This window comes from Hydrogenovibrio sp. JE_KL2, assembly GCF_009296185.1.
GTDB lineage: Bacteria > Pseudomonadota > Gammaproteobacteria > Thiomicrospirales > Thiomicrospiraceae > Hydrogenovibrio.
The window spans coordinates 310997-324676 of sequence record NZ_WBJR01000003.1; the positions used below are offsets into that span (position 1 = coordinate 310997).

General features: G+C 43.6%; 12 protein-coding genes and 1 tRNA gene. 7 read left to right on the forward strand and 6 right to left on the reverse strand.

The annotated features are described in order from the left end of the window. Positions 1–20: 20 nt before the first annotated feature. From alaS to F8R13_RS07480, 5 genes are all read left to right on the forward strand, one after another. On the forward strand, positions 21–2612 hold the full coding sequence (gene alaS, locus F8R13_RS07460; RefSeq protein ID WP_152833140.1) for an alanine--tRNA ligase: 2592 nt from the start codon (positions 21–23) through the stop codon (positions 2610–2612). Between the two features lie 15 nt (positions 2613–2627). Beyond that, complete coding sequence (locus tag F8R13_RS07465) at positions 2628–3854, forward strand: aspartate kinase (protein WP_152833142.1); 1227 nt, start codon at positions 2628–2630, stop codon at positions 3852–3854. Between the two features lie 145 nt (positions 3855–3999). Then, positions 4000–4200: a carbon storage regulator CsrA gene (gene csrA, locus F8R13_RS07470; protein WP_152833144.1), complete on the forward strand. Its 201-nt coding sequence runs from the start codon at positions 4000–4002 to the stop codon at positions 4198–4200. 119 nt (positions 4201–4319) lie between these two features. Further along, positions 4320–4411, forward strand: a tRNA-Ser gene (locus F8R13_RS07475). A 145-nt stretch (positions 4412–4556) separates the two neighbouring features. Further along, positions 4557–5132 (forward strand): hypothetical protein, encoded by a 576-nt coding sequence (locus F8R13_RS07480; protein ID WP_152833146.1) that lies wholly within the window; start codon positions 4557–4559, stop codon positions 5130–5132. A 55-nt stretch (positions 5133–5187) separates the two neighbouring features. Here the strand turns inward: F8R13_RS07480 and F8R13_RS07485 are convergent, their stop codons facing one another. The 6 genes from F8R13_RS07485 to rnd form a co-directional block, all read right to left on the reverse strand. Next, entirely contained in the window at positions 5188–5931 is a 744-nt protein-coding gene (locus F8R13_RS07485; RefSeq protein WP_172967730.1) for a DUF1828 domain-containing protein, read from the reverse strand. Then, the gene (locus F8R13_RS07490; protein WP_152833150.1) at positions 5919–6407 is read right to left on the reverse strand and encodes a hypothetical protein; all 489 of its coding nucleotides are present in this window, start codon (positions 6405–6407) and stop codon (positions 5919–5921) included. Before F8R13_RS07490 ends, F8R13_RS07485 begins: the two co-directional genes overlap by 13 nt. 374 nt (positions 6408–6781) lie before the next feature. After that, complete coding sequence (locus F8R13_RS07495; RefSeq protein ID WP_371414924.1) at positions 6782–7513, reverse strand: YdiY family protein; 732 nt, start codon at positions 7511–7513, stop codon at positions 6782–6784. Between the two features lie 33 nt (positions 7514–7546). Continuing rightward, entirely contained in the window at positions 7547–8392 is an 846-nt protein-coding gene (locus tag F8R13_RS07500) for a mechanosensitive ion channel family protein (RefSeq protein WP_152833152.1), read from the reverse strand. 50 nt (positions 8393–8442) lie between these two features. Continuing rightward, positions 8443–9711, reverse strand: coding sequence for a 6-phosphofructokinase (locus tag F8R13_RS07505; protein WP_152833155.1), 1269 nt, complete (start codon positions 9709–9711; stop codon positions 8443–8445). Positions 9712–9744: 33 nt separating this feature from the next. Further along, a complete protein-coding gene (gene rnd / locus F8R13_RS07510; RefSeq protein ID WP_152833157.1) occupies positions 9745–10884 on the reverse strand; it encodes a ribonuclease D in 1140 nt (379 codons plus the stop codon). Between the two features lie 75 nt (positions 10885–10959). Here rnd and mpl point away from each other — a divergent pair, with 75 nt between their 5' ends. Continuing rightward, on the forward strand, positions 10960–12360 hold the full coding sequence (gene mpl, locus F8R13_RS07515) for a UDP-N-acetylmuramate:L-alanyl-gamma-D-glutamyl-meso-diaminopimelate ligase (protein ID WP_371414925.1): 1401 nt from the start codon (positions 10960–10962) through the stop codon (positions 12358–12360). A 68-nt stretch (positions 12361–12428) separates the two neighbouring features. Beyond that, positions 12429–13457 (forward strand): diguanylate cyclase domain-containing protein, encoded by a 1029-nt coding sequence (locus tag F8R13_RS07520; protein WP_152833159.1) that lies wholly within the window; start codon positions 12429–12431, stop codon positions 13455–13457. The last annotated feature ends 223 nt before the right edge of the window (positions 13458–13680 follow it).

Here is a 13680-nt window from a genome sequence, read left to right on the forward strand (position 1 = left end):
AACTCTAGGAAAGTAACTTTATGACCAGTGCAGAAATCAGAAAAGCGTTTTTAGACTTTTTTGTAAAGCAAGGCCATACCGCTGTGCATTCTAGCCCAGTCGTGCCGGCAAACGATCCGACCCTGCTGTTTACCAACGCGGGGATGGTTCAGTTTAAAGAAACCTTTTTGGGTCAAGAAACGCGTGATTACACTCGTGCGACCAGTGTTCAGCGTTGTATTCGTGCTGGCGGAAAACATAACGACTTGGAAAATGTCGGTTATACCGCTCGTCACCATACTTTCTTTGAGATGCTTGGAAACTTCAGTTTTGGGGACTACTTCAAACGTGAAGCGATTCAGTTCGCTTGGAAGTTTTTGACCGAAGAGTTGAATCTGCCACCAGAAAAGCTTTGGGTAACGGTCTTTGAAGAAGATAAAGAAGCTGAAGATATTTGGTTGAAAGAAATGAATATCGACGCATCGCGTTTTTCGCGTTGTGGTGCTAAAGACAACTTCTGGTCTATGGGCGACACAGGACCTTGTGGACCTTGTAGTGAGATTTTCTACGATCATGGCGAAAGCGTTGCTGGCGGTCCTCCAGGTTCGCCGGATGAAGATGGTGATCGTTATATCGAAATCTGGAACTTGGTATTCATGCAGTTCGATCGTTCTGCGGATGGCACCTTGACGCCTTTACCAAAACCTTCTGTCGATACTGGAATGGGTTTGGAGCGTTTGGCGGCGGTGATGCAAAAAGTGCATAACAACTACGATATCGACCTGTTTAAAGCCATTGTACAAAAAGCCTCAGAACTGACAGGGGAAAAAGACCTTGCCAACAGTTCTTTGCGCGTTATCGCAGACCATATTCGTTCGTGTTCGTTCATGATCGTTGATGGTGTATTACCGTCAAACGAAGGACGCGGCTATGTGTTGAGACGTATTATCCGTCGTGCGATCCGTCATGGTTACAAGCTAGGACAAACACAGGCTTTCTTCCATAAACTGGTGCCTGTATTGGTCGAGCAGATGGGAGATGCCTACCCTGAGCTAGTGAAAGAGCAGGCTAATGTCGAAAGAGCGCTGAAGTTGGAAGAAGAGCGTTTTGCTGAAACGCTGGAAAACGGTATGAAGATTTTGGAAGAAGATATTGCTTCTTTGCAGTCTGACGTTATCAGTGGCACAACGGCATTCAAATTATATGACACCTATGGTTTCCCTTTGGATTTGACGGCAGACGTTGCGCGTGAGCGTGGCTTAACAGTTGATGAAGTCGGTTTCGAGAGAGAGATGGAAGCTCAGCGTGAGCGTGCGCGTTCCGCCAGTAACTTCTCAGCCCAATCAAAAGGCAAAATCGATTTCAACGGTCAAACAAAGTTCTTGGGCTACCACAAAGATGATGCTGATGGCGTGATTCAAGCAATCTTCGTCGGTGAAGCTTCTGTAGAGTCTGCTGTTGAAGGTCAGGATGCAATCGTTATTTTGGATCAAACGCCTTTCTATGGTGAATCGGGTGGTCAGGCAGGTGATTCTGGAAGCCTGACGGAAGGCATGAACAGCTTCCATGTTAATGACTGTCAAAAACAAGGCGGCGCATTCCTGCATATTGGTCGTGTGACGGCAGGGCAGTTGAAAGTGGGTCAAACACTTCATGCTCAGGTAGATGTCGCGGCACGCCGTGCTTCTGAGAGAAACCATTCGGCAACGCATTTGTTGCATGCCGCTCTAAGACAAATTTTGGGAACACATGTTCAGCAAAAAGGGTCTTTGGTTCAGCCTGAAAGATTACGTTTTGACTTTGCACATTTTGAACCGATTTCCGCCGAGAAATTGCTGGAGATTGAAAAACTGGTTAACCATAACATCATGTTGAACACACCGGTTTGCACGGAAGAGATGAATATCGAAGCCGCTAAATCCAAAGGGGCGATGGCACTTTTCGGTGAAAAGTATGGTGATGTGGTTCGCGTGGTTGATATGGGAATCTTTTCAATCGAGCTTTGCGGTGGAACACACGTTAACTCCACGGGTGAAATCGGTCCTTTCCGTATTTTGTCTGAAACGGGGATTGCTTCCGGTGTGCGCCGTATTGAAGCGGTAACTGGCGAAGGTGCTTGGGACGCGATTTACAAAAATGAACAGACGCTTCTCAGTATCTCTACGGCAGTGAAATCTGATAAACAACAAGTTGAAAACAAGGTTCTTCAATTGGTTGCAGAGCAGCGCGAACAAGAAAAGTTGATTAAACAACTGCAATCCAAGTTGGCATCTTCTCAAGGAAGTGATTTGGCCAGCTCGGTTGTGAAAGTGGGTGATGTTAGTGTTTTAGCCGCTAAGTTGGAAGGCGCAGACGTCAATACCCTTCGTGAAACATTGGATTCGCTAAGAGATAAGCTGGAACCAGCAATTATTGTATTGTCGGCGGTCATGGACGACAAGGTGACTTTGGTTGCAGGTGTCAGCAAATCAATTACACAAACATATAAGGCTGGAGAGCTCGTCAATCACGTCGCCTCGCAAGTTGGTGGAAAAGGCGGCGGTCGTCCTGATATGGCTCAGGCTGGTGGGAATGATCCAAGCAAGCTTGACGAAGCATTGGCTTCTGTTCAGGCTTGGGTGGAAAGTAAATAGGAAGCATAAAAACAGATGGCATTGATTGTCCAAAAATACGGCGGTACATCGGTTGGTAGCGTCGAAAGAATACAAAATGTAGCGAACAAGGTCGCAAAATTCGTTGATGAAGGGCATCAGGTAGTGGTCGCGGTTTCTGCCATGAGTGGTGAAACTAACCGATTGATGGCTTTGGCAAAGGAAATGCAGGACGAACCTTCCAGAAGAGAGCTTGACGTTCTGTTGACGACCGGTGAGCAGGTTACAATTGCATTGTTGAGCATGGCGCTTCAGCAAAAGGGATATGATGCGATTTCCTATACGGGATGGCAGGTTCCAATCCATACCAATAACGTCCACTTCAAAGCACGTATTGAAGATATTGATGCCGATAAGATGATGGCACAGTTGAATCAAGGCAAGGTTGTCGTTGTTGCAGGCTTCCAAGGAGTCACACCTGATGGTGATATCACGACTCTGGGACGTGGCGGTTCGGATACGACGGCTGTAGCTTTGGCAGCAGCTTTGAAAGCGGATGAGTGTCAGATTTATACGGATGTTGATGGTGTTTACACAACAGATCCAAGAGTGGTGCCAGAAGCGAAGCGCCTAGACGTCATTACCTATGATGAGATGTTGGAATTGGCCAGCCTTGGCGCTAAAGTTTTGCAAATTCGCTCAGTAGAGTTTGCCAGCAAATATAAAGTACCTTTGAGAGTATTGTCATCGTTGCAAGACGGCGGCGGTACATTGTTGATTTCAGAAGAAGATTTTGAGGGATTGGAAATGGAAAAACCATTGATTTCCGGTATTGCGTTCAGTCGTGATGAAGCTAAGTTAATGATTTTGGGCGTACCGGATAAGCCTGGTGTGGCTTACCAAATTCTAGGGCCTATTTCTGATGCGAATATTGAAATTGATATGATCATCCAAAACCAAGGTGTTGATGGCACGACAGACTTTACCTTTACGGTTGCCAGAAACGACTTGAACATGGCAAAGGACATTATCAAGAAGATTGCCGGTGAGCTTGGTGCGCGTGAAACGCTTTGCGATGACACCATCGTTAAAATCTCTATGGTAGGTGTTGGTATGAAATCTCATTCAGGGATTGCGAGCACGATGTTTAAGACATTGGCGGACAATAACATCAACATTCAGATGATTGGTACCACAGAAATCAAAATTTCTGTGGTGATTGATGAGCAGCATCTGGAAACGGCTGTTAAGGCATTACACCAAGCATTTGAGTTAGATAAATAAAGTTTTTCGACTTTATGAATGAAAAAGGCTCATTTGTGAGCCTTTTTTTATGGACATTTTTCAACATAAGGTTGAAGATAAAATAGATTTGGGGTTTGATAAAATATATAATAAGTAGTTAATCTTATAAAAAAGGATTCCATTAATGTTAGTACTGACTCGAAGAGTGGGCGAAACCCTTATCATTGGTGATAATGTGAAACTAACAATTGTTGGCGTAAAAAGCGGGCAAGTGAGAGTTGGAATTGACGCACCTAAAGAGATTCAGATTCAACGTGAAGAGCTTCTTTTAAAGCAAGACAAAAATTCAGAAGATGCTTCTTCGAGCTCAGATGAAAATAGTTGAAAAAATAAAAGATCTATTTCTCAAGAAACTTCACGATTGCGGTTTACAAAATTTCTAAGAAACGTTAATATACGCGCCATCGACAATGTCTATGTCGATGGTAAATCTACATTCTATACGGTGAAATGGCCGAGAGGCTGAAGGCGCTCCCCTGCTAAGGGAGTATAGGGTTTATCCCCTATCGAGGGTTCGAATCCCTCTTTCACCGCCATTTTCTAAATTGCTATAAAAACTTTTAAAAATCAATATCTTAATTTAGCATTGTTTTTTAGCTTTCCCCCACATTTATTTTACTCACGATGTTTTTTCTATTTGTTACTATGGTTTTTTTAATTGAAACGGCTTGAGTAAAACAAATGGCTAGGAATATTCACTGGGATTACTACATTTCTTTAGAACAAGATTTAGAAAACTTATCTAGATATATAGAGTTTGAAAAGTCTAACTTTTCTACACACTCTTTAGAGCTAACTAGATTGTTACTAACTATTGGTTCAGAAGTTGATGTTGTTGCCAAGGAATTATGTTGTTTGTTTTCTTCGAAAACTCAATGCGGGAGTAGGATTAATCAGTATAAAAAAATATTAAAGGACAATATCCCAGATATATCATCAATATCTGTATATTCTGACAGGTATATGCTTAGATTTACTCCATGGTTGAACTGGCAGAATATCGAGGCTGAAAACCCTAGTTGGTGGAAAGCGTATAATGATGTAAAACACTATCGAGGTGAGCATTTTAAGGATGCAAATTTGCAGAATGTTTTAGAAGCTATGTCTGCATTGCTAATAATGAATATATACCTTAATCATTATGTTACTGTAAGAAATGATCCTGATTTTCCTCATAATTTAATCACCTCTACTGATTGGTTGAAACCAAGAAGCTCTCTGCTTAAGTTTGATGAATTATTCTTATATCTAGGTTAGCTCCTATCTTAAAAAGACCAGAAAAAAATAAAATCCTTTTTAAGAGTTGTACTAACTAATGCAATTGGGTGAGTGGGTCAGTCCCGTGCTCTAAAGTCGTATATAGAATCACACTAGCTACGGAACTAATGATTGCACTTTCTTTGTGAGAAGCATCATGGCCTTTTCTGTCATCAATTACAAAGAAGCTTTCAGGGCTTTCAGTAGCCTTAGATAGATCGGCAATCTTTCTCAATGCAGCTCCTGTAGCATTTCTATGGGGGTTCAGAACGTCGATATAGGTGTTTCCAGCTTTAATATCGAAAGAATACTTTGAACCAGATCCACCTTCGATTGGTTTTGGGTTTGTTTCGATTGAAAGACGAGGGTTTCTACGCTTGAGGATTGTAATTACATCATCAATAGCTGCGCCATCTTCATCGTCAATAAGTAGACTTTCTCTTTCCCATATTAGCAAACTAGGTATGAACTCTAGAAACCTACCGAAAGACAGTTCTAGTTTTTGAGTTGCTGTAAGCGTTTCAAAAGCTCCTTTTTCACTTAGAGCTATGCCAAATTCCTTGGCACTTTTAGTTAAATAACTAACTCTTCTTTGGTCACTTACGTTGAGTCCTGTACTTTCTAGGTGGAATAGAAACTCGCCTTTGTCTGATATTAGATAGGATTTTCCGACTTTTTCAAGATATAGGTATACGGGTTCGCCATCATCAAAGATTAGTGGTGTTTCGATTTCTATAGAACCACTTTTTAGTTGGAAACAACCAAAACCTAGTTGTTTGAATACCTCTAGGCACTCCATGGCCATCCTCCGATTTGCTGGGACGGTGTATTGTCTTTAATGGTGAAGTTATACTTTTTAGCCATAAAATTTAGCCAATTAATTCTATTATCTCTATCAAAGCATTCAAGTTCGAGTGCTACATCGCTAACAGTATCCAATTCATGAAGGTGTGTTCCATGAAAGACGTTACCGTCAGAGTGTTTGTGCGTTCGTTTTCTGCTGGGGGCAACGTCTAACCTTGCTACAGGTTCTTTTTTGCCTTGATAGCTTTTGAATATTGAGTAGTTTTCTTTACAATTTTCTTCGCTAGGTGGATTTGCTAGCACCCTAAAGAACCAACCAGGAATGGTGACTCCATTAGCGTCGTAGAAGTCTGAAGCCCAGTCTGCGTACTCCCTGTGAGAATGTGGCTTGAGACCTTCTGCGGGAATAACGATATATTTTTCCTTTTCGATGAATGCTCGAAGCTCACTTTCAGTGGTACGGAATGGCATTACTCTCTACACTTTTTTCTTAATGTACTAGCATTATGGCAATTAAATACTAAAAGACAACTATAAGGTATTTGTTTTTGCTTATATAGGAATGAATCTGTATCACGATACACCCCTAGGGATGATACATAAGACTATCTAAAAGTCAGGGTTTACATCCCCCCAAGAATCAAGCGGAACGCCCAGATATTCGCCTAGTCTTTCAACCAATTGTGGCGAGTAAATCTAGCTAGCCTTTAATTTTAGCCGAGTGTGGCTATAAGAGCAGTTCTCAAAAGTATTGTTGGATTAGACAGAAGTGATTGTTGTTTGGCGATATGGGTTATTGTTGAAACAAAGCCGATGAAGTGAGTGCCTTCATCGGCTTTTTTGTTTTAGAAGTCGTAGATCATGGTGATCATTGATTCAGTATCTTCTTTAACTTTTCCAGCCGCCGGTGCTGAATTGTAACGATACTTGTACGACACCTTCATATTAAGGTTGTCAGCAAGTTTAACTTTAAGCCCGGTGTTGGATTCAAAGTTGGCTTGTTTTTCACCATAGTACTCGGTAAGTCCTTGGAAGAATCGAACATTGGGATTGAAACTGTAGCCAAATTTTCCGCTAAATTTACCGATTGCTTGTTCGAAATCTTTAACACCACTCTTAACCGTATAATTCTGGCTTTGATAACCTAGACCCACTTCAGCGCTTAATTTGGCGGTATCATTGTCGAGGAACTGATAACCCAAACCGGCGATATAGTAGCTATTCAAGTCAATGTCGGAAAAATGGTCGCTTTCCCAGCGCGTCTGACCAAAGCCATAAGCCTTTTGGTAGTCGGAGAAGAATAGGTTGCCTTGCAGGTCGCCAACATAACGTTCTTTTGTGCGAACACCGTTTTCGGATTTATTGTTGGCTTCAACCAAACCTTTGAGTTGATACATTTTTTGGAGATACTTCAAACGAAGTGATGAGTAGATTGAGCTTGAAGGGGTGTTACCTGTACTATCAGATAAGCCCACCTCTCCCGAACCACTGGTTCCATACTTTTTTGTGTCTGCGATTGCCGCAGTTGAAGCCATCATTAGGCTGATTAGAAGTGTGCGTTTTGCCGTAAATTTCACTTTTACTCCTTAATTTGGATTTAGAGTTTTATTTTAGTTTTCTGTTTTTGTCTCGGTGTGAAGGTGCACATCCATTTGAGGGTAAGGGATGCTGATACCGGCGTCATCAAACGCCAGCTTGACCTTTTCGTTCATGTCCCAGAGTACAGCCCAGTAGTCAGCTGCATTTACCCATGGACGGACGATAAAGTTGATGCTCGAATCCCCGAGTTCGGAAAGAGCGATGGTAGGCTGAGGATCTTTTAAGATGCGCTCATCTTCTTGAACCAATTGTTCTAAAATCGATTTTGCCTTTTTGATGTCGTCATCATACCCAATTCCAAAGGTCATATCCACCCGGCGCGTAGGCTTTGTCGAAAAGTTGGTGATGCTCCCGGAGTAGATGGCACCGTTTGGCATAATCAATGTTTTGTTATCGCCAGTGCGTAGTGTGGTGCTGAAAATACCAACCGCCTCGACTGTTCCAATTTTGCCTCCGATTTCGACAACATCTCCTACCTTAAAGTGTTTAAAAACTAGTAACAACACGCCGGCAGCAAAGTTTTGCAGGGAGTTTTGCAAAGCAAGGCCAATAGCAAGACCTGCAGCACCAATCAAAGCGATTAAGGATGCAGTGTTGACGCCTAGTTGACTCAGCGCTGCAATGATAATCAGCAGCAACAGCAGTGTTTTTGAAACAGAAACAACGAAATTGGAAAGCATTGGGTCAACGGATGCTTTTTGAAGACCTTTCTTGAGTAGTTTAATCAAGATATTCGCGATGCTTTTCCCAATAAAGAATATCAGGATGGCAAACAGAATATTGCTACCCCATGGAATGATGACTGTGTCCCATAGCGTTTCAATATCAAGGTGTGCGACTAGGTTTTCGAATGTCATAGGTTATGAGCTCCAAAAGTGATAGAGGCCGTTATTTTACGGCGTTATGCTTATTTTACAATTTTATAAGGCGCTAATTGTTGCGGTAGTAGTGAAAAATTGAATAGGCGGATATCAGGCAGTCCGTTGGTATAGGTGAACGGCATTTCCCCTTGGATTAGCGGGGTGAGGTAATCAAGCGCCGCTTGGGTGATGTCCATGCCATCTGGGGTTAGGAAGTGGTCAGGTACTGTTTTTTCCAAGTCTGCAACGGTCATTAAATCTACGTTGGTAAAGCGCCAGGTAAACGAAGAATCAGAAGTCATCTCAATAATGGGAAGTACGCCATGTTCGCCATTCATTGCGGCGATAACGGCAGCCTTTCCAGCGTCATAGGCCATTTGCCAGTCGGTTTTTGAAACGAAATGGCTGGCAGAGCGCTGAAGATAGTCAGGTGTAATGCTGTGCGTTTTAACGCCCGTTTCTTGAGCAACCATGTGAGATAAAGCGTCCGCTACACCGCCAAGCTGGGTGTAATCTTGTAGGTGGGTATGCTCGATATTGGCGATAGAGACATAGTTGCCTTGTTCATCCTGTAAGCCTTCAGACACTACGCAAAGACAATAGCCTTTTTCATCGAACAACTGCTGAACACGTGTTAGAAACTTTTGTTTGTTGAAAGCTCTCTCCGCAGGCAGAATCAGTAGAGGAATATCTGGAACTGCATTCTTGATTAACCCCCCTGCAATCGTGAGCCAGCCGGTATTTCTTCCCATGGCTTCAAATGCTAAGAATTTAGTTGAAGTGTTGTGCATGGACTTAAGGTCCATATTGACTTCCAATAAGCTGGAGGCAATGAATTTGGCGGCACTACCAAACCCAGGGCTGCAATGCGAAATATCCAAATCGTTATCAATGGTTTTAGCAACGCCAATGCAGGTGACGGGGTGGCCTTGGCTGGTACAGTAATCCGCGACTTTTTGGGCGGTAACCATGGAGCCGTTTCCACCGTTATAGAAGAAATAACCGATGTCATAGTGTTTGAAGACCGTCAGAACACGTTCGTATTGTTCAGGGTTGTCTTCTAATGGATCTAGGTCAAATCGGCATGCTTCAAATGCAGCACCTGGGTGTGTTTTCAGTTGTTCGACTTGCGATGCGCTTAACTGAGACATATCGACAAGACGCTCTTCCAGCACACCGACAATGCCGTTGATCGCGGCATATACGGTACCGAACTTTTCGGGATGGCTCTGAGCAGTTTCCAATACCGCAGCAGCACTAGCGTTAATAACCGCTGTGATACCGCCGGCCTGAGCATAAAGAACATTTTTAGACATGGGATATTCTCATTTCTGAAAGGTTTGAATTTGTCATAAACTTAAGTGTCCATTGTTCACTTTCAGGCAGCTTTCAGTATGAAAGATTTTTTGCAAAGGCTGCTCGACCAGTAGGTGTCGCCATCCGACGAATTGTGGCGTTTGGGGCGCGCGAATCAGTTCTAACAGTTGGTTTTTAGCCGCCAGGTTAGGGAATTGTATGTTGTAATCCAGCGCCACTTGCTGGCAGAAAGCGTGCGCTAAGGACAATAAAACTTCTTCCTGAGGTGTGGGGGGCGGAGGCGTTTCTAGCTTTTCCGGCCAATATTCAGGATGCGCGAATATCTCGTCAATAATACTGATCCATTCGTCGCCGTAGCTTTTAACACTGGATGCTTTGATATTAGGGACTTTGTAAAGCGCTTGCGCTGTTTTGGGCGGCCGTTTAGCGATGGCGACAAGCGCATCATCCGATAACACCCAACGTCTTGGCTCATTGTTCTTTTGTGCATAGAGCTCGCGCCATTCAGCCAGTGCATAACAAATCGCCATGTATTTAGGTTTGAGATGCCTGCCGGACTTAATTCTTTCGCCAGCCTTTTCGGGTTGGATTTGATATAAATTAATGTCCAAAAGCGCGGCAAAGTCTTCACTCAGTACATGAAGTTGTTCGGGGGTTAAGCGCTCGCAGATTTTTTCATAGAGTGGTGCTAGATAACAAACGTCATCAAATGCGTAGGCAAGCTGCTCTTGGCTTAATGGACGCTGGTTCCAGTTGGTTCTGGTTTGGTCTTTCGGGAGTTGAACGCCTAACTCTGCGTCGACGATTTTTGCTAGGCCAACGAGGTCGCCATAGCCGAGAAAAACGGCGGCAATCTGTGTGTCGAAAATTGACTGGGGCAAGCGCCCTGCAACTTGATACAATACTTCCAAGTCTTGACGCGCCGAGTGAAATACTTTCAAAATGCCTGGGTTATCTAAAATTTTCCAGAGCGGTTCGAGGTCATCGATTGATAACGGGTCGATAATGGCGGCGGCGCCTAGGTTAGATTGTATCTGGATCAAGCTTAATTCAGGATAATAGGTATCCTTACGGACAAATTCCGTATCGATTGCAACCCATTCAGTTTGTTCGCAAAGCGAGTTGCAAAACTGGACGAGGTCGTTTGTATGGGTAAGGTACTGATACTGCATATCTCGAAGTTTAAGGGCTTAGAGGATACAGGGCAAGATGATAAGGTCAGATAATTAAGAATAAAGAGGATTTAAGTGGCTGAGCGAAAACATCACATTCATATTCTAGGGATTGCCGGCACATTTATGGGCGGCATCGCTCAGCTTGCTAAAGAAAAAGGATTCGAGGTCACCGGTTCGGATCATGCGATCTATCCGCCAATGAGTACTCAGCTTGAACAAGCCGGAATAGCGGTTTCCGCTTATGAGGACGATGACTTTTTATCAAATCCTCCAGAAGAGGTCGTTATCGGCAATGCGTTGAGCCGTGGGCATCAGTTGGTGGAAGATGTGCTTAATCGCCAGCAACGTTATACTTCAGGGCCACAATGGTTGGCGGAAAATATCCTGCAAGACCGCTGGGTGGTCGCTGTTGCAGGAACGCATGGCAAAACCACAACCGCTTCCATGGTTGCCTGGATTTTGGAATATGCCAAATTGGAGCCAGGGTTTCTTATTGGTGGCGTACCGGAAAACTTTGGAAAATCTGCCAGGTTGGGGGCCTCTCCTTTCTTTGTGGTTGAGGCGGATGAGTATGACACCGCGTTTTTCGACAAGCGTTCCAAGTTTGTTCACTATCATCCAAGAACTTGTGTGATGAACAACTTGGAGTTTGATCACGCCGATATCTTTGAGAACTTGGAAGCCATTCAGAAGCAGTTCCATCATTTGGTGCGCACCGTTCCGGGAAATGGATTGATTGTGGTGCCAAGCGATGATGATAATCTTCAAGCAGTGTTGGAGAAGGGCTGTTGGACGCCTAAAGAAAAGCAAGGTTCAGCCGACAGCCTTAGTGGTTGGTCTTTTAAATTGTTGGCTGAAGATGGCTCTAAGTTTGAGGTGAGGCTAGATGGTAAACCTCAAGGAGAAGTGCATTGGTCCATGACAGGGTTGCACTCCGTTAGAAACGGTTTGAGTGCGATTGCCGCGGCGAGACACTGTGGTGTGCCGGTAACGGTGGCCATAGATGGGCTTTGTCATTTTAAAGGTGTTAAACGCAGAATGACCAAAGTTGGTGAAGTGAACGACATTGTGATTTATGATGATTTCGCCCATCATCCGACGGCAATTAAGACCACTTTGCAGGGGCTGAGAGCGCAGAAAAATCTTGCGACTGTGGAAGATAAAGCCTCTACAGGGCGCATAATTGCCGTGTTTGAACCAAGATCGAATACGATGCGTATGGGCGTGCATCGACAAACCTTGCCAAAGGCATTTGTCGACGCTGACCAAGTGTTTGCTTTCATTGACCCAAGCTGGCAGTGGGAACTGCCGACCGAGTCTTTTGAAAAGCCAGTTTTTGTCTATGATAGCTATGATGCGCTTTTAGAAGGGTTGTTGGAAGGTTTACAACCATTTGATAGAGTGGTTATCATGTCAAACGGTAGCTTTGGAAATATTCATCAAAAGCTATTGTCATCATTACAAGCAAAATAAATATGCGACTGTCGGGAAGATAGCGCATGGAAGTGATTTGGGTGTAACTGTGATTAAGGAAGTAATACATGAATGAGCATGTGACGGCCAGGAAGGTTCTGGAGTACCTGACAAAAGAAGATATTAAGCCGAATCCCGTTACCTTGAGCATTTGGTATTTGTATTTCCGTGGTAGCAATAAAAACTTCATTTCCCGGATGAAGTCTTTGTTATCGACTGGTCAGCCCATTTCTGACGAATCCTATCAGAAGCTTTATGAGACTTATGTACTCAAGTCCTACTTCAAAGAATCTCTGGGAATCAATCGCACCACCACTCAAATCATTGAGCGTGCAAATGACTTGAAAGCGCGCATTGGTGAATTCGTTGACGCTATTCGCGAACATCAATCATCTATTGGCGATATGCGTAACAGCTTGTCCATTGCCGAAACCAAAGATGCGATTGAGGTCATTTTGTCCGAAGCCATGTTGCAACTCAAGCAAGTTGAAACCGAGTCGGTCGACACCACTTTAAAAATGGAAAAGGGCACGCAACATCTATCGCAAGCAAACCAAGAGATTGTGGAAATAGAGCAGGCAATGAACCGTGATTTCCTGACAGGGCTGCCGGATTATGGTTATTTTCAAAAGACCTTGTCTCAGATGCTGACCGATTCGCTGTCTGGCGTAGTGACGAAACGTTATTTTATCGTGTTCGATATTCAGCAGCTTGAAGCCTACAACAAAAAGCTGTCCTGGTTGGTCGGAGACAGTATTATCCGTCTCATGGTAAAAATGATTCAGGATTTGACCGACAAGTCTTGGCCGGTGATGCGACTTCAGGATGATGAAATTGCAGTATTGCCGCCAGAGACCTTCCCGATTCATGAAATTCCTGCCTACATTCAAGAAATACAGAATGCCGTCAGTTCTAAAAAATTGAAGGTTAAGAACCGGGATGAAGACATTCAGAATGTTACTTTGAACGCTGCCATTATCAAGGTGCTGGTGTACGATGATACCAACACCATAGAGCAGAAGATTCACCGTGCTCTGAAGCTGATCAAAAACGATGGCAACGGTAAGCGTTCATCATTGGTCAAGATAGACGACTGAATATGTGGGCGCTGTTAGAAGTCGGCATTATTTTGTTTATCGTCCTGCTGATTGTTTGGGCGATATTCAGTAAACCCAAGTCTTAAACAACTACCTGCTTATGTTCACAACCAAGGGTTGTGTGACTAACGGTTTCTCCGTTAGCACTGTAAATAAAAGAATCCAAGGGATGTAACGGCGCGCTAGTTGACCGGAAATCCATTTTCTTAAGATTCATTTCCCT